This window comes from Streptomyces sp. Je 1-4 4N24, assembly GCF_026239515.1.
Lineage (GTDB): Bacteria > Actinomycetota > Actinomycetes > Streptomycetales > Streptomycetaceae > Streptomyces > Streptomyces nigrescens.
On record NZ_CP110836.1, the window covers coordinates 1,763,645 to 1,779,171 of the forward strand.

At 67.4% G+C, this 15,527-nt stretch carries 10 protein-coding genes and 1 pseudogene; 3 read left to right on the top strand and 8 right to left on the bottom strand.

What is annotated here, in order from left to right; genetic code table 11:
• The first annotated feature begins 75 nt into the window (after positions 1–75).
• Positions 76–795 (top strand): TetR/AcrR family transcriptional regulator, encoded by a 720-nt coding sequence (locus tag SLV14N_RS07430; RefSeq protein ID WP_221174678.1) that lies wholly within the window; start codon positions 76–78, stop codon positions 793–795.
• A 106-nt stretch (positions 796–901) separates the two neighbouring features.
• On the opposite strand, the gene SLV14N_RS07435 is transcribed toward SLV14N_RS07430, so the two are convergent.
• From SLV14N_RS07435 to SLV14N_RS07450, 4 genes are all read right to left on the bottom strand, one after another.
• Positions 902–1,336, bottom strand: a complete 435-nt coding sequence (locus SLV14N_RS07435) for a transposase family protein (protein ID WP_208680300.1) — start codon at positions 1,334–1,336, stop codon at positions 902–904.
• Positions 1,337–1,424: 88 nt separating this feature from the next.
• Positions 1,425–2,243, bottom strand: coding sequence for a fumarylacetoacetate hydrolase family protein (locus tag SLV14N_RS07440; protein ID WP_208680301.1), 819 nt, complete (start codon positions 2,241–2,243; stop codon positions 1,425–1,427).
• A gap of 84 nt (positions 2,244–2,327) precedes the next feature.
• The gene (locus SLV14N_RS07445) at positions 2,328–3,110 is read right to left on the bottom strand and encodes an SDR family NAD(P)-dependent oxidoreductase (RefSeq protein WP_208680302.1); all 783 of its coding nucleotides are present in this window, start codon (positions 3,108–3,110) and stop codon (positions 2,328–2,330) included.
• A gap of 27 nt (positions 3,111–3,137) precedes the next feature.
• Positions 3,138–6,065: a DUF3500 domain-containing protein gene (locus SLV14N_RS07450; protein ID WP_263268659.1), complete on the bottom strand. Its 2,928-nt coding sequence runs from the start codon at positions 6,063–6,065 to the stop codon at positions 3,138–3,140.
• Between the two features lie 170 nt (positions 6,066–6,235).
• Between SLV14N_RS07450 and SLV14N_RS07455 the strand changes: the two genes are divergently transcribed.
• Positions 6,236–6,874, top strand: a complete 639-nt coding sequence (locus SLV14N_RS07455) for a TetR/AcrR family transcriptional regulator (RefSeq protein ID WP_263268661.1) — start codon at positions 6,236–6,238, stop codon at positions 6,872–6,874.
• Between the two features lie 8 nt (positions 6,875–6,882).
• On the opposite strand, the pseudogene SLV14N_RS07460 reads toward SLV14N_RS07455, so the two are convergent.
• The 4 genes and pseudogenes from SLV14N_RS07460 to SLV14N_RS07475 form a co-directional block, all read right to left on the bottom strand.
• Positions 6,883–7,952 (bottom strand): annotated as a pseudogene (locus SLV14N_RS07460) (transposase).
• A gap of 413 nt (positions 7,953–8,365) precedes the next feature.
• Positions 8,366–9,193 (bottom strand): alpha/beta fold hydrolase, encoded by an 828-nt coding sequence (locus SLV14N_RS07465; protein ID WP_208680305.1) that lies wholly within the window; start codon positions 9,191–9,193, stop codon positions 8,366–8,368.
• Between the two features lie 1,404 nt (positions 9,194–10,597).
• Positions 10,598–13,456 (bottom strand): AAA family ATPase, encoded by a 2,859-nt coding sequence (locus tag SLV14N_RS07470; RefSeq protein WP_263268665.1) that lies wholly within the window; start codon positions 13,454–13,456, stop codon positions 10,598–10,600.
• 344 nt (positions 13,457–13,800) lie between these two features.
• Positions 13,801–14,874 carry a carotenoid biosynthesis protein gene (locus tag SLV14N_RS07475; protein ID WP_263268667.1) on the bottom strand — a complete coding sequence of 358 codons (1,074 nt, stop codon included), beginning with the start codon at positions 14,872–14,874 and terminating at the stop codon, positions 13,801–13,803.
• Here SLV14N_RS07475 and SLV14N_RS07480 point away from each other — a divergent pair.
• Positions 14,873–15,514 (top strand): TetR/AcrR family transcriptional regulator, encoded by a 642-nt coding sequence (locus tag SLV14N_RS07480; RefSeq protein WP_208680307.1) that lies wholly within the window; start codon positions 14,873–14,875, stop codon positions 15,512–15,514. The two genes, SLV14N_RS07475 and SLV14N_RS07480, sit on opposite strands and share 2 nt — an antisense overlap.
• The last annotated feature ends 13 nt before the right edge of the window (positions 15,515–15,527 follow it).

The window sequence follows — 15,527 nt, forward strand, 5'->3', positions numbered from 1 at the left end:
GCCCGCTGGGGACGTGCGTAAACTGTGAGATGACACGACTCCGTGGGCGCGCGCCCCGGGACAGGAGGGAAGACGGTGGCCCGCCGGACCAACACCACGAATTCGTCCGACAAGGCTGCCGGGCGAGGCCTCCAGGAGATGGCACCGGTTCCGACCACCGCTCGCGGACGCCGCACACGCTCCGCTCTCATCCACGCCGCACGCGAGATGTTCGAAGAAGTCGGGTTCCGGGATGCTCGCATCTCCGACATCGCGGAGCGCGCCGGAACCTCGTACGGCGTCTTCTACCACTACTTCAAGTCCAAAGAGGCAATCCTCGGGGAGCTCTTCACGACCGTTACCGGCGAGATGTTCACGGCGTCGCGCCCCTCTCCCGACGTCCCGCCGGACCCGCTGAGCCGCATCGAGGACGCCAACCGCAAGTACCTGAAAGTCGCCCGCCGGAACGCCCGCTTGATCGCCGTGATCGAAGAAATGGCGATCAGAGACCCGTGGTTCAGCGAACTCAAGCTCCAGATCCGTGAGCCCTTCCTACAGCGCAACGAAGCAGGCATCCGCAGCCTCCAGAAACGCGGACTCGCCGACCCTGCCGTCGATGCCGCCCTCGCTGCCACCATGCTGGGGGGGATGGTGGAGCACTTCGGTCTGATGTGGTTCGTGCACGGGGTCCCCTGCGACGAGGACGCAGCCGTCGCCACCCTCACCCGTCTCTGGGCGCAGGCGATCGGGCTACGTGACGAGCAGCGCTCCGAGCCGTCACAGCTGACGGACCCGGGTGTCCCGTCTGACGAGTGATGTCAATGCCCGCAGCGCCCAACGCGAGTGGGCTTCCCAGGCGAACGGACGACTGTCAGCCGCTACGTCCGCCTCCTGCGTGAGGGCATGGTGGCCACGCCCACCGTCAGCACTGCCAAAGCCCCGTCGAGCCTGCGGACGAAGCCGTCGGGGTCAAGGAGATCCGCACGGCCTGCCCCGAGCTCGAGCCGCCCGAAAACACCAGGTCGAAGCCGCGCCGGGCGAGCAGGGGCCGGATCTCGCTGATCGCCTCGCTGATCGTGGAGCGGCCGATGCCGTACAGCTCGGCGAGCGCGGCATGCGGCAGGTTCGTGCGCAGGTGGACGAGGGTGAGTACGACGCGGTCGGTGAAGACCAGCTCGTGCGTGGGGCCGACCCCCGCCGCCCTCAGGCGCTCGTGGCCACGCCGCTCGTGCAGCGCCGCTTCGTGCAGAGCGCACCACGGCTCGGCCAACTCTTCGATCAAACCGCTGAGATGTTGGCGGGAAAGGCCGGTGAAGGCAGGATGGGACAAGGCCGCGCGGGCCCACTTCTTGGTCACACTCGAAGAACCCGCGCGGCCGTCCTCATGTCACGGCCGGACGGCCAGCAACTATCGCCGACCGGGCCGTTAGCGCACCTGAGCCCAGTTACGCTCTGCAGGTGTTGCGGCACTCGCCGATGCCACTGATTCGGGTGACCAGTTCGTCGTCGTCGGCCAGGAAACGCTGGGGGTTTCGCATAAGCCCGACACCTCCGGGCGTACCGGTCAGTATGACATCGCCGGGCTCAAGGGTGATGGTGCGGGAGATATAGGACACCAGTGTCGCGGGTCCGAAGACGAGGTCTGCGGTCTGTGCGCGTTGCACGACCTCTCCGTTGAGCTCGCAGACGAGTTCGTGATCCTCACCGGCCTCGTCAGGAGTGACCAGATAGGGCCCCAGTGGAGTCGTCGCCTCGAAGATCTTGCCGGGAAGCCACTGATCGTTGCGAAGCTGCCAGTCACGGGCCGACACGTCGTTGGCCACCGTGTATCCCGCAATGGCGGCAGCGGCGGCGGCCTCGTCGACGTCACGGACACGATCGCCGACGATGACGGCGAGCTCGGCTTCCCAGTCGAACTGGGCTGACTCCGATGACAACGGAATGTCCGCGTTGGCGCCTGTCAGGGTGAGGGCGAACTTGGCGAACAGCGTCGGGTAGGTGGGGCGGGGCAGGCCGACCTCCTCGATGTGAGGAGCGTAGTTCAAGCCGACGCAGATGATCTTCGCCGGTGAGGGGACTACGGGAACGAACTCAAGCCCGGCCAACGGGTGGCAGGTACCGTTGCCGGCCTGGGCGAGTGTGCGCCACTGGGGCGTCGCCAGAAGGGCGCCGACATCGGGTGCACCCAGCTCGACCGCTTGGTCCTGGTCGATGCGCACCGCCGCGCTGGAGCCGTCCTTCAGGGCAATAGTCGCAAGCTTCATCGTCAGACTCCGATCGTTGGATAAGCGTCGCTCGGCATGGTGGTCTCCGCCCCTTCGCGTGAGTTCGTCGTTCGTGTTGCCATGTCAGAGGAGCCCCGGGTAGCTGCCGCCGTCCAGTCGCAGGCCTACGCCGGATAGGTAGGAGGCATGGACGCTGCACAGGAAGGCGCAGGCCGCTCCGACTTCGGCCGGATCGCCGAGCCGACGCGCGGCGATGGACTCCGTTTGCCTGCGGCGAGCTTCCTCGACGCTGATTCCGTGGGCCTCTGCTGCGAGGGCCGCCATCTGCTGCTGTCGGCCCGAGTCAATGCGCTCGGGCATGAGCTGGTTGATGGTCACGTTGTCGACGACGGTCTGGCGTTGGAAGCCCTTCATCACGGCGGTCAGACCGGTGCGCGCGCCTGCCGACCCGACCATCAGTGGGTGGGGAGTCGCCACCATCGCCGAAGTGATGTTGACGATTCTGCCGAAGCGACGTTGCCGCATTCCGTCGACGACTGCGCGGACCAGGTCGATGGGCGCGAAGAAGTGCTGCGCGAAGACCGAGTCGAACTGGTCATCTGTGGTGTCGAGGAGTGCGCCGGGTTGCGGTCCAGCGCTGTTGGTGATCAGGATGTCGGGCTCGTCGCACGCGGCCAGGAATGCGGAGCGGCCCTCGGCGGTGGTGAGGTCAGCTGCGACCGCCCGGATCTCAGGGCCGGGTGATGCCTGTGTGAGCTCTTTCGCGGTGGCAGCGAGCTGTTCGGGATCGCGCCCGTTGAGCACGATGTTGACGCCTTCCGCCGCCAGGGCAGCGGCGCAGGCACGACCCAGGCCACGGCTTGAGGCGGACACGAGCGCCCAGCGTCCGGCAATTCCTAGATCCATGGATTCCTCACTAGCTGGTTTGTCGGGTCAGCAGTCTTTGTCGAAGTGTTGCGGCGAGCCGGTGAACTGACTGACGAGGGCGGCGCCGTAGTCGTTGCCGTTCGGCGTCCTCACCAGGGTGTGCACGTGGAAGGGCTGGGGTTCGGTGTTCGCGAGGTAGACGCCGGCGTGGTGGTCGAACTCGATGAGGATGACGGGGCTCTGGATGCGGTAGTAGAACGGCTCACCCTCACAGGTGCCACCGATCCAGCAGAACCAGGTGTCGTCAAGGTGAGCGCGGACGGCGTTGATCCGCGCGGCTCGCGGCCCATCGGGGAGGTATTGCAGGAAGACCTCGACGAGGTCGATCAGCCGATCCCGATCCTCGGCCGTGCACTCGACGAGGCGGAGCCCTTCGTGCGGAATCGTCCGGTTGTCCTGGAAGGCGCCGGCGAGGTGGAGTTCGTCGGCCGGATGCACTCGTCCGGGCGGCATGTCCGGGTCGCACTTGTCTGTGTACAGGATCGCCCTGTCGGCGTGCGGGTCGGACAGTCCCTGGACGAAGTCCCGGCCACCCCGTTCGTGATCGGTGAAGAGCCTCGTTCCGGCGTAGTCCCCAGTGTCGATCTCATTTGGCTCGGCCCCGAAGAAGACGGGAGTCAGAACTTGCTGATCACCGACGAAGAGGGAGTTGAGGCACAGGTGGTGGCCATACAGGCTCCAGCCCCATGGCTCCGTGGCCGACGGGGTACCGAAGATGTTGATGTTGTAGCTGTACTGGTTGAGCAGGCGTGGCAGGTCGACGAGCTCGCCGAGGAACTCATTGGTCCGCATGATGTCGCGGACGAGTTGGAAGCCTCGTTCACTGACGCTGGCGCGGACCAGATCCAGGGCGAGGGCCTGGACGGTGGCGTCGTGCTCCTCCAAGCGCAGACCGAACCGGTTGAGATAGATCTCGGGGTTCATCCATGCTCGCCACACCTTGCTCCCGATCGGGTGAGTAAGCTGCGCGCGCACATCCGGATCGAGCGCGGACAGGAGGGCGTCCGCCGCTCCCATCGCTGCTTTCGTGGGCGCAGACTCGGCGCCGCCGAGGGAGTACAGATCCGGGATGATCGTGCCATCGGCAGTGATTCCCTCGAACCTCGTGGACTCGAACCGGTCGGTCCACTCATTCAGAAGGTCGCCGATCACCGGCATGGTCTTCAACGCGTCGGCGAAGCTGGTGGCGTCGTGGCGTGCCAGTCCTGCCAGACGTGGATGGTTCAGCGGGTACAGGTGGTCTCGGAAGCCTCCGGGTCGCTCGTCGTCCGACTCACAGACAGCCTCCGGCCGGGTGCCGGCGAACAGGGTACGGACGGCCTCGTCGAATCCCGGCAAGTGGTCGGAGTCAGCCGCGATACTGAGGATGTGGCCGTCGGGGCGAACCAGCACGGCGCGTGCGGAGCCCAGGCCGACGTTTTCCACCCATGCGGCTACGTCGGCGGCACACGGGTCGAGAGGGACGACGGTCACCGGAACGGTGGGGCCGATCTCGGGTGCCGGCTGTTCGCTGTCGAAAAACAGCAGTGTGAACGCTTGATCGTCGATGAGATCGAGGACGGCGGTGCGGTGTCCATCAACGTTGAGCCAACCGTGCGGTAGGCGTCGACCGACGGTCGCACGGGGCTCGAATGTGGTGACGTCTGTGATCTGTGGTTCCGCCGTGTCGTAGGAGAAGCCCAACTGCAATGCGACCGAGTCGAAGTGAGGCCGCTGCTGTTCGATCGCCTCGTCGATGACACCTGCGTTTGCGGGATCGGCCACGTAGGCCTCCGCGGCCTCGTCCGACTGGGTAGCACTCCCGAAGACGTCGAGGGCAGATGTTGCTGAAAGGTTGGTGAGGCTCTGGTCAGCGTTGCGTCGTGCCACTGGCCGGCGCTCGGCTTCGTAGGTCGACAGGAGAGACTCCGGTGCCCAGCCGTCGAGCACTGCGGCCAACTTCCACGCCAAATTGTGAGCGTCCTGAAGGCCGGTGTTGAGCCCGAGCCCGCCGGTGGGCGGGAAACGGTGTGCCGCATCGCCTGCCAGGAAGACCCGGCCTACCTGGTAGCGATCGGCGACCTGGGCATACATGGTCCACGGCGTGACGGCGACGATTTCCACCGGCACGTTGTCCGCAGCAGGGCCGAGCGCTTCACGAACGTATGCGAGTGATTGATCTGGAGTGAACGCCGTCATGTCGACCTGCCCAGGAGGCAGTGCCACGCTGTAGCCCCACAACCTGTCCGGCTGGTACGACAGCAAACTCCCGCGCAGCTTTGTGCCAAGAATCCAATGGAGAACGCCAGGCCGGCTACGGGTGAAGGCGGTCAGATCCGCGGCGAATGTGATCGAGACCACCGAGGCGAAACTGTTGGCTCCGCGCATCGTGATCCCGAGCGCTCCGCGCACCGCACTGCCCGCGCCATCGGCAGCCACCAAGAACGCCGACGGCAGTTGGTATTGCCCACTGGGCGTGGCCACCGTACTCACCACACCTGCGGGCCCGTGTTCGGCAGCCACCCATTCATGCTCTCGGCGCAGATCGATCAGTGGCTCGCCTGCCACCAGATCGAAGAGCAGGGATTCCAACGCGGGCTGGGGAATGTTCAGCGTTCCGGTGGCGGCAGCATCACCGATGTCGTCGCCCTGCCTCTCGTACGGCAGCGTGCCGAAACACGCTCCCGTCATCGTGGTGACGAAGCGGACCTCCTTGGTCAGTTCTGCTGGTGCAGCAACAGTGCGCAGCTGGTCGGCGTTGATGGACAGTTCGCGCAGGATCTCGATGGAGCGCGGGTTGACGGCATGCGCCCGCGGAAGGGGGTGAGGCTGCCCCGCGCGCTCAAGCACCACCGTCCTGACTCCTCGGCGGGCGAGAAGCAGGGCCGTCGTTATGCCGACCACGCCCCCACCTGCGATGACAACCGGCGCTACGTCGCGTGCTTCTTCAGACATCGTCGTCCTTCCCAGATTCTGCGACCGACGGCCCTCAGGTAGCTCATGACCATACTTCATATTGAGAGTACTCTCAATAGGGGGCTGGATGTCGGCTGGCCTGGCGGTTTGCGCACCCGGTAACCTTGCGGGTGAACCACTACAGGCGTGGAGCCGTGGAAGGAGCAGGGGTGACCCGGCATACGGAGGGCCGCCGAGCGCGGACCCGCCTTCAGCCCGACGACCGGCGTGAGCACCTCATCCGTGCGGCAGTGCCCTTGTTTGCAAAGAAGGGCATCGCGGGCACTTCCGTCCTGACCGTGACGAAGGCGGCAGGGGTGGCGAACGGCACCTTCTATCACTACTTCGCAAACAAGCGGGAACTGGAGCGTGCCGTCGCCAAGGTAGTGATTCGCGACCTCACCGAGCAGTTGGCCGCCATTCAGCAGGCACACGGATACGGCGAGCGGATCGCTCTGGGCGCCATCGGGGCCATGAGGGCTGTTGCCGACGAACCGGAACTCGGTGCGATCATGCTTCAGTACCTTGAGGAGCGGCACGACGCGCTCGACAGCCCGCTCGTACAGCCGGATGACGATGTACGAGCAGGCGTCGACGCTGGCGAGTTCACCGTCGACTGTCCCATTCCGTTTGTGGCCAGCATGCTGGTGGCGACACTCGCAGCCGGGGCACGGGATGTGATCAACGGCGCCGATCCCGATGCCGTCGGCGAAGCTCTGGCCGTGACCCACCTGCGGATCCTGGGGGTGCCCAGAGAGCAGTCATCCGCTGTCACGAACAGCGCAAGAGGTTTTTGGAACAGGGCTTAGCTTGATCTTTAACCTGTGCGGCGCGGCCGTGGGGTCGTTGACTTCTTTCTTCGGGGTTTCTCCGTGTCTGTTTTGCGGACTGTGTGCACGTCATGGCGTGGGGTGGGCCGGGTGTTATTGCGGCCGGGTGGCCGTCCTGGGCCGGGGCGGGAGGGTTTCGCTGCCTGGGCGGGGCAGGCGGTCTTCCGGCAGCGTGCCCAGCTGAGAGGTCCATGCTGAGCAGTGGGTGAGCCGCGGGTGGAGCCGATCCCAGGCCCGGGCGGTGGCGGTGGCGGTGGCGGTGCCATACAAACGCGGTGTTCCAGATGGCCGGGTCACTGAAGACGAACTCGCCGCCGTGGCGGGGCGGGCGGCCCCGGGTGCCGGGTTCGCGTGCCGGGGCCACGCGGCGCAGGACACGGTCGGAGCGTATCCGGCCCAGCACCTGCACCGGCAGATCGTTGAGCAGGAAAGCCAGGCGGGGCACGTCGTATCCGGCATCGACCACGATGAGGATGTCCGGGTCGCCGTCCTTCCACTGTCCGGCCTCGATCAGCCGCTCGGTCAGCTCGCGCATCTGCCGGGCGGTGACTGTGGCGGCGTCGTCGCCCGGCGCCAGACGCAGGGCGACCAGCGGCGCGGTCCACGAGCTGCGGCCCGCCTCCAGCGCGCAGATCACCGAGTACGGCAAGCCGGGGGCGGGGATGTGCTGGTCCTTTCCACGTCCGTAGGTGTGGCACAGGATCCGCTGCGGTGAGGTGTCCGCGTCCGGCCGCAGCCAGCAGGTGATATCGGCGGCCAGGACCAGCCGGCCGTCCGCCGCCCGTGGCAGCGGCACCGCGGCAGGTGCCCGCCGCAGCCGAGCGAGGTCCGCTCAGCCCGCGGCCAGGACGTCATACAGCCCGCCGTGCCCGCGGCGATGCTCACCAACAAGCGACAGCTCCACCAGCGAGCGGATCGGGCCGTCCGCACACAGCACGGCATCGACCAGCTCGAACAGCGCATCCGAACGCTAGGTCGGGCACGAGTAGAACTCGCCCCGGAAGCGTGACAGTTCCGCGAACGGTGCCTGCCGGACAGCAGCGTGCAACAGACTCATCCCACGGCCTTCGTGCTGATCACGTGTATTCCTTAGCCGGAGCACATGGTCAGCCGAAGGCCTCCTGCGTGTACGGCAGTTACCAACGCGAGTGATCAAGTGCGAGACGCCGTTCGAGACCCCAGGTTAAAGATCAAGCTAAGAGCTTGGTTTTAGGAACGTGTTGTTCTACCGATCACGGTGAGCATCAGTTCGAGTGAGGTCGCACGACAGGGGCCTGCTTGCCGAACCCAGATTCCCATGGGTGACGGGGGTGGCCACACCCGCTGACGGCGAACGGGTCTGGATGGGACAGCGCACGCGCCCTGTGTGCATCCGGCGGGCAAACAACCGAGGCCACCGCCCGCCTGATCGACGGTGGACCGCCACGTAAGGAAGCGGGGCGGCGAAATCGGTCGCCCGGCTTCGCGGTGTCAGCTCTGGAGGAAGTCCAGGAGGTCCTGGTTGAACCTCTCCTTCTCTCCGGGGACGGCCGTGATGCCGTGGGAGCCGCCCTCGTGGACCTTGAGGGTGGCGTTGGGGACGATCTGTGCGGCCTTTCGGCTGGTGGCGTCGATCGGCACGATCTGGTCGTCGTCGCCGTGCACGAAGAGGGTGGGGATGTCGAACTTCTTGAGGTCCTCGGTGAAGTCCGTCTCCGCGAATGCCGTCACACAGTCCACACCTGCCTTGATGCTCTGGTGCATGGCCATGAGCCAGTACGCGTCCAGGTTGCCCTGAGTGACCTTGTTGCCCGGGCGGTTGGCGCCGAAGAAGGCCGGCGCGAAGTCCTTCCAGAACTGGGAGCGTTCGTTGAGCATGCCGTTCTTGATGGTCTCGAATACGTCGGCCGGCACGCCCTCGGGGTTGCTGTCGGTCTTGAGCATCAGGGGCGGGATCGCCGAGAGCAGGAGCGCCTTGCTGATCCGGCCGGTTCCGTGGCGTCCGATGTACCGGGCGAGCTCGCCGCCGCCCATGGAGTGGGCGACCAGGGTGACGTCCTGGAGGTCGAGCGTGGTGATCAGGTCGTTCAGGTCGTCGGCGAAGGTGTCGAAGTCGTAGCCGCCCCAGGGCTGACCGGACCGGCCGTGGCCCCGGCGGTCGTGGGCGATGCCGCGGAAGCCGTTGTCGGCGACGAGCTTCATCTGGTCCTCCCAGGCGTCCGCGTTGAGCGGCCAGCCGTGGATGAAGACGACCGGGCGCCCTGTGCCCCAGTCCTTGTAGAAGATCTCGACGTCGTCACGCGTGGTCAGAGTAGGCATAGTGTTCTTCCTTGTCGGTGTGCTGGTTGTCGGTGGGCCGGGCAGTCGGGCCTCCGAGGGGAGGAGTCCGGTGCCGGTCAGCAGATGAATGAGGAACTTCGGAAGGGCGAGGAGGGGGAGCAAGGCGGTCGGCCCTCTCCGGCCCATCGTGCGGGCTTCGGTGTGATAGGCAACGCGAACCACCGGGGGACTCCGTCCACTACCCGGTTGGCCTCCCTGTGCGCTGGGCCGCGCGGTGTAGGACGGTGTTTCGCGCGGAGGCCACCCGCGCTGTCGCCGTAGGGGACGGCACGGAAGCCACCGGGTGAAGGGGCTGAATCCCTCGCGGGCGACAACTTCCACGGGCGCACCACCACGATCGTCAGCTTCTCGGACAGGGTGAGGCGCGCCAGCTGCTCTTGGGCCGTGGCCGAAGCTGACGGATCCCGCGGGGTGGAAGTGCCGGGTCAGCCGCCAGAAGCCGTAGCCCTTACGAGGCCGACGCCGAGCAGAACGAGCAGGAGGACCAGGGACACGGCCTTGCCCTACGGTGGCCGCGACGCCAGCGGCGGACCCATGAGAGCGACGGAGAGGGCCAGGGCTTCCCACAGCCGCAGTTTGCGTGAGGTATGAGGATGATCGGGCACGGCTCTCCCGAGCGGAAGGGGCCGCATGGAGCGTGGCCCGAGACCCCCTTATGAAACATTCATTTCAAGTGGAGCGTCAAGGGCGGTCCTGAAATGCTTCTTTCATGAGGCCTCGGCCCTCCGCGCCACACCTCTTCCGCGGCCCGCATCCGCTCCTCGGTCGCCGGGCCCAGTCGGGCGTGCACGACGGCGTGCTGCCCGCGTGGGCGTAATGGGTGAGTCGCACAATGTCGTCCTGGTGGCGGCGGAAGTCGAAGACCACGCACACATCCCGACGGTTGCCGCGGCGCACAGTGGTGGCGCCGGGCATACCGGAGAGCGGTGCGGCCGTACGCCGTGGACGTCAGCTGCTCCGTGTGCCGGGAGGTCCGCGCGAACTGCGCGGGAGGTGCCAGGCAGACGGCGGTGCCCGTCGGCGGGGCGGCCGGTGGTCGGTGCCGCTGGGGCGTCCGAGGTCAGGGGACTCCGCTCAGCCTGTGCTCGCTTCCGCACTCCGCAGATCAGCGCTCCGAGCACGACCAGCTATGCCGTGTGGCCGCTGCCCAGGGCGCGAACCGGTGGCTACGGCAATGGCTATTCGCCCCGCAGTACGGCGTGTGCGTACGGTGCGTGTCCCCCCCCCCGGACACCAGTAGAGACCCCAGTTGATCTGGGGTCTCTACTGTGCAAGTAAAGCCATGGAAGGACTCCCGCCGGAACCGCGGATCGCAAAGGCTTCGGTTCTGGCGAAGACCGTGTGGCGAACCAGCGGGAAAGCTTCGTGGGAACCACGAGTTGCTCACCCGGCTCCTGTGGCCGCAGTGGCCGACACAGCCAAGGCCGCGGCCAGTTCGTAGCGCCCGGTAATCCCCAGCTTGCGGTAGGCACCGGTGAGATGCGATTCCACGGCCCGCAAGGAGACGACGAGCCGCTCGGCGATCTCCTTGTTGCTATGGCCCTGGGCGGCCAGGGCGCTGACGCGTTCCTCGCCGGGAGTCAGCAGCCCCGAGCCTTTTCCGGCTCGCCCGCCGGCGTCGCGTAGCCGTTGCCGCAGGCGGCTCGCGAGCGCGGTGGCGCCGCACCCGACCGCCAGCGTCCAGCCCCTCCGCAGCGTCCGGCGCGCGCCGGCGATGTCCCCGCGGTGCAGCAGAGCGCCGCCCAAGTCGTGGAGCGCACAGGAGAGTTCGAGACGTGCCGGGGTGGCGGTGAGCACGCTTGTCGCTTCACTCAGCAGCTCGATCCGCTGCCCGCCGGACGCCACCTTGCCCGCCATGCGCAAGGCCGTACCGACGGCTCGTGGGATCTCGCAGCGCCGGGCAAGGTCGAGCTCCTCCTCGACGAGTTCCCGGGCAGTGGCGGTTTCCCCCAGTGCCAAGTGCCCGGCGGCGGCCCGGGAGCGCCACGGACTGACCGCCGGGCTGACCGTCCCTGCGGCGTCTAGGTGTTGGCCGCACTCGTGCAGCAGCGACAGTCCCGTGCGGATGTCGCCCTGGGCGGTGCGCAGCGCCGCCAGGCTCATGAGGAACAGCGGTGTCTCCCAGGCGCCTTGGTCCGGCCCCTCGGTGGGGCGGCCGGCCGCCACGTGTTCCGCCGCGTCGACCCTGTCCTGTAGCAGAAGCGCATCGATTCTGATGGCGTCGAGGGTGGTCGCATACGGCGGTCGCCCAGCTGCGCGGCCCAGGTCCAAGGCTTTCTGCGCCGTGTCCAGTGCCTCCGTGACGTCCCCTCGGCGCAGGGCCGACGCCGCGTGGAACGCCGCGACCGATCCCTCCAGCAGTCTCTTGCCCGTTCCCGCGATCCCCTGGGTCAGCTGCACCCTCAACCGGTCGGCTGTGTCGAGTTCATCGAGGTGAAGGAGGCTCTGAGCGACGAAGTAGTGCAGCGGGAACGTCTCGTGCGACAGGACCCGCAGGTTTCCCGATGCCCGGTCGAGGAGTGCACGGACGGAGGACGCCGGGCGTCCTGCACGGAGTGCGCTGAACGCGTGCAGGGCGAGGAGTTGACGCTCGGCCGGTGTGCGTCCGAGCAGGTGGTCGAGGTCGGCCGGCGGCGTGGGTGCTGCCGTGCGGGCCGTAGGCCATTCGTACTCCGCCCAGGAGCGCAACACCCCTGCGCGCAGTTCGAGTTCCCGGTCTGCGCCCTGGGCCTCCGCCCGGCTGTGCTCCTCTCCGAGCAGACGATCCACTTCAGAGCGTGCCACACCTGATCCAGGGGCGAGCAACAGGCAGGAGGTCAGCAGGCTCAGGGCTTCCCGGCGGCCGGTCGCATCGGTCAGCAGCTCCAGTGCGCCGGTCGCATACGACGCGGCCTGGACGGCGTTGCAGCAGCTGGTGGCCACGGCAAGGCGCAACAGAACGGGGCCCTTTTCGGCGGCCTGTGGGGGCTGGCGCAAGGCGCAGCGCAGAGAGGAGGCGGCCCGGTCCGGTGCGCCGCGGCGCAGGGCCTCGTCGGCCGCCCTGCGCAGGACCGGCACGGCCCACGTGCCCTGCACCGGATCGGCGGCCAGCAGGTGGGCGGCGACTTCCTCGTCGGACCGGCCGTCAAGGTAGGACACATGGGCAGCGCTGGCCTGCTGCTGACCGAGTTCCTCCGCAGACATCGTCTCCAGGACGGTGTCGCGCACGACCCCGTGGACAAAACTCGGGGCGGTGTCCGCTCGCAGCAGGCCGAGACCCCGCAGGTCCGAGGCCGCCGCCCGCAACACTGCTTCCCCTCTTCCGCAGTGCGCGGCAAGCAGGTGCCACGGACTGCCGTCGCCCAGGAGAGCCAGCGCCTGCGCCAGGCCGACCGCCTCCGGGGATCCCTGGGAAAGCCGGTGGCGGATCTCCCGTCTGAGGGTGGGCGGGGAGACACTGCGGAGGCGGTCCTGGAACTCGGCAGTGGGCCGCAGGCCGCCGAGCCGAGCGTGGTGGAGCACGGCACGCAGGAACAGCGGGTGACCATGCGTGGTGGCATGGCACGTCGCGCAGAATGACGGATCGGGGTCCGCTCCGTCCCACACCGCCTGCGCCAGTTGTTGCACGTCCAGGACGCCGAGCGGCCCCAGGCTGATGGTGTGGCAGTGCGAGGGGTGCAGGAGCTCGGCAAGGAGCGGATCGGGACTACGGAAGTCGGCGGTGGGGGTGACGGCCACGATCAGTACCGGGCACGTGTCGGCGTACCTGAGGCATCGGACGAGCCAGGCGAGTGACGGCGGGTCGATCCACTGCACGTCATCGATGACCAGCAGGAGAGGCTGCTGGGCCGAGGGACGCTGGACGAGCCCGGTCAGCAGGGCAGCCATGGTATCGGGCCCGCCCGGCGCAGGCCCCGTACCCGGGACTTGCCGCGCGGACATCTCGTCGGCGAGCAGCGCCTTCCGCGCTTCTTCGCCGGCCGATGCGATCACCGGCTGGAACAGCTGCCGGACCACACCGAACGCGGTCTGCTCCTCCCGGGGGTGGCAGCGGGCCCGGAGGGCCAGAAATCTGTCGTCCGTCCGGCACCAGGCACTGACCAGAGCCGATTTCCCGATCCCGGCGGGACCTTCGAGCAGCACCACACGAGGCCGGCCCGTCACCACGTGACCGGCCACGGCGTCCAGTGAAGCCAACTCGTCGTCCCGGCCGATCAATGGCCAGTGCCCGTCACCGGGGCCGTGCTGCCGTCCCGAGGTCACGTCGTCAGCCTCCCGGACCGGACCGGATCGCCCCGTGGGAAGCCGCGGAGGCATCGGAAGGTTTCGGCTCATGGCGCTCCTCACACAGCGGTTATCCGGGGGTGATTGTCAACTGCGGCAACGGACGCACTCCGCTGCCGCACGCCCTCTGCCGGAAGACGGAAGGCTGCGCGTGGGAGTCTCGGAGTACGCGGGTGCTGTTCCATCCGTCAACTGACGCAGCGGAGCAGACCGGGCGACGGTGCGTCGCCCGCGGGAAGCTGCCCCGCTGCGTCTCCGCGTCCCACGCACACGGGTTCTGCCGGTGGCCGTATACCGGGCGGGGTGCCGGAGGCACCCCGTGGTCATGCGGCGCGCTGACCGGCTGCGCTCAGGGCCGGCGTATCCGGCTGATCCGTCCGCGGCAGGGTGGGCCGCCTCTGGGCAAGCTGCAGTGCGGCGAGGACGGCCACGAAGAACATGGTGACGATGCTCATCAGCGCGGCGGTCTCATTGATGTCCCCGGTCCACCATGTGTGGCCGGCCGCATCCATCACCGACTCGCTGCCACCGCTGACAAAGTCGGCAAGGTAGCGAGTCGGGTACTTGAGCGCGACGGCGCCGTACATGGCGATGGCTTGGTAGTAGTACGACTTCGGCAGCGGTATGACGTCGACCGTGGCCTCGCCGCGGTGGCGCAGGAAGAGCGCGAACAGCTGGAAGAACAGGTAGACCGTGAGGAACCAGCCGAGGTAGTTCACCAGCGGCACGCCGAAGAAGCCGCCCCCTTCCTCCCAGATCCAGTTCTGCTGCACGGTGGCCATGCCGGGGTCCATGCAGATGTCCCAGAAGACCATCGCGAACGAGGCGACGGCGGGGACGGCCACGGTGTTGAACAGGCGCGAACCCCTTCGCACGGGTCCGATCAGGACGGTGCCCATCACCCATGACAGATACCCGACAGCGATGTATGCGGGTCCGATGAGCAACGGTACGAGGAAGAGCTTGGCGCCCAGTCCGTCCGTGTAGTGGTAGTGGCCGAAGGGGAAGCCCGTGATGATGCTCAGGTTCTCCATGATGTTGCTGACGACCAGCGTGATGACGGCGAAGGCCACCACGGCCCGCCAGCCGTAACGCTTCGTGCCGTGCACCGCCCCGAAAACAATCAAGGGGACCATGAATGTCAGGTCGGCCAGAGCGCCGGGGAGTACCGGCGTCAGCAGCGTGCACAACGTGAACACGGCGACCACCGCCCACAGGGCAAGGCCGGCTGAGGCTTTGCCTCGCTGGTTCGAATGCTGGTTCATCTTCGCTGCTCCGATGTTCAGGGCTGCCGCCGATGCGGCGCGCGAGCCGGTCGGGCCGGCGGAAAAACCGACGACTGCGATAGTCAGAATGTAGAACTGATGAATCCGTTCGTCAATTAGACTGGCTGCCATGACAACCCCCCATCCGCCCGTCCGCGCCTACGCCGGGGTCGGCGCCTCCGAGCGCATCGCCGCTCGGCGAACGAAGCTGATCGAGGCAGCCCTCAAGCTCTTCACCACCCAGGGCTACATGGCCACCGGGGTCAAGGACCTGTGCCGCGAGGCCGGACTCACCGACCGCTACTTCTACGAATCCTTCGCCAACCGGGAGGCCCTGCTCCTCGCCGTGTTCGACACCGTGACCGAGCAGTTGCTGGACCGCATCACGCAGGCGGCGGCCTCGGGGCCCCAGACGTCCCCGGAGCGAGAGCAGGCCATGGTCGAGGCATTCGTGCGCGAACTCGCCGCAGACCCGCGCAAGGCCCGCCTGATCTTCATCGAGGTGCACGGCGTCAACGAAGCCGTGCGACAGCACGCCCGCGGCGGCATCGTGCGCTTCGTCCAGCTCGTCGCCGACATGATCCGCGACATCCTGCCGCCGGACACACCTGAGACCCAACTCCGCATGACGGCCCTCTCGGCCATCGGGTCGATGCATCAGGCGGTCACCGCCTGGCACAGCAAGGAAGTGGACATCCCGGCAGAGGCCCTGATCGCACACTGTGTCCGGGTTTTCGAGGCCGTCGTCCGGGCGGGCAGGTCGCACTCCTAAGCGCCGTTCGGAT

Bases quoted from the DNA above. Each gene is read 5' to 3' on its own strand.
- SLV14N_RS07465 (WP_208680305.1), bottom strand. From the start codon at position 9,193: ATGCCTACTCTGACCACGCGTGACGACGTCGAGATCTTCTACAAGGAC.
- SLV14N_RS07445 (WP_208680302.1), bottom strand. From the start codon at position 3,110: ATGGATCTAGGAATTGCCGGACGCTGGGCGCTCGTGTCCGCCTCAAGC.
- SLV14N_RS07475 (WP_263268667.1), bottom strand. From the start codon at position 14,874: ATGGCAGCCAGTCTAATTGACGAACGGATTCATCAGTTCTACATTCTG.
- SLV14N_RS07450 (WP_263268659.1), bottom strand. From the start codon at position 6,065: ATGTCTGAAGAAGCACGCGACGTAGCGCCGGTTGTCATCGCAGGTGGG.
- SLV14N_RS07480 (WP_208680307.1), top strand. From the start codon at position 14,873: ATGACAACCCCCCATCCGCCCGTCCGCGCCTACGCCGGGGTCGGCGCC.
- SLV14N_RS07440 (WP_208680301.1), bottom strand. From the start codon at position 2,243: ATGAAGCTTGCGACTATTGCCCTGAAGGACGGCTCCAGCGCGGCGGTG.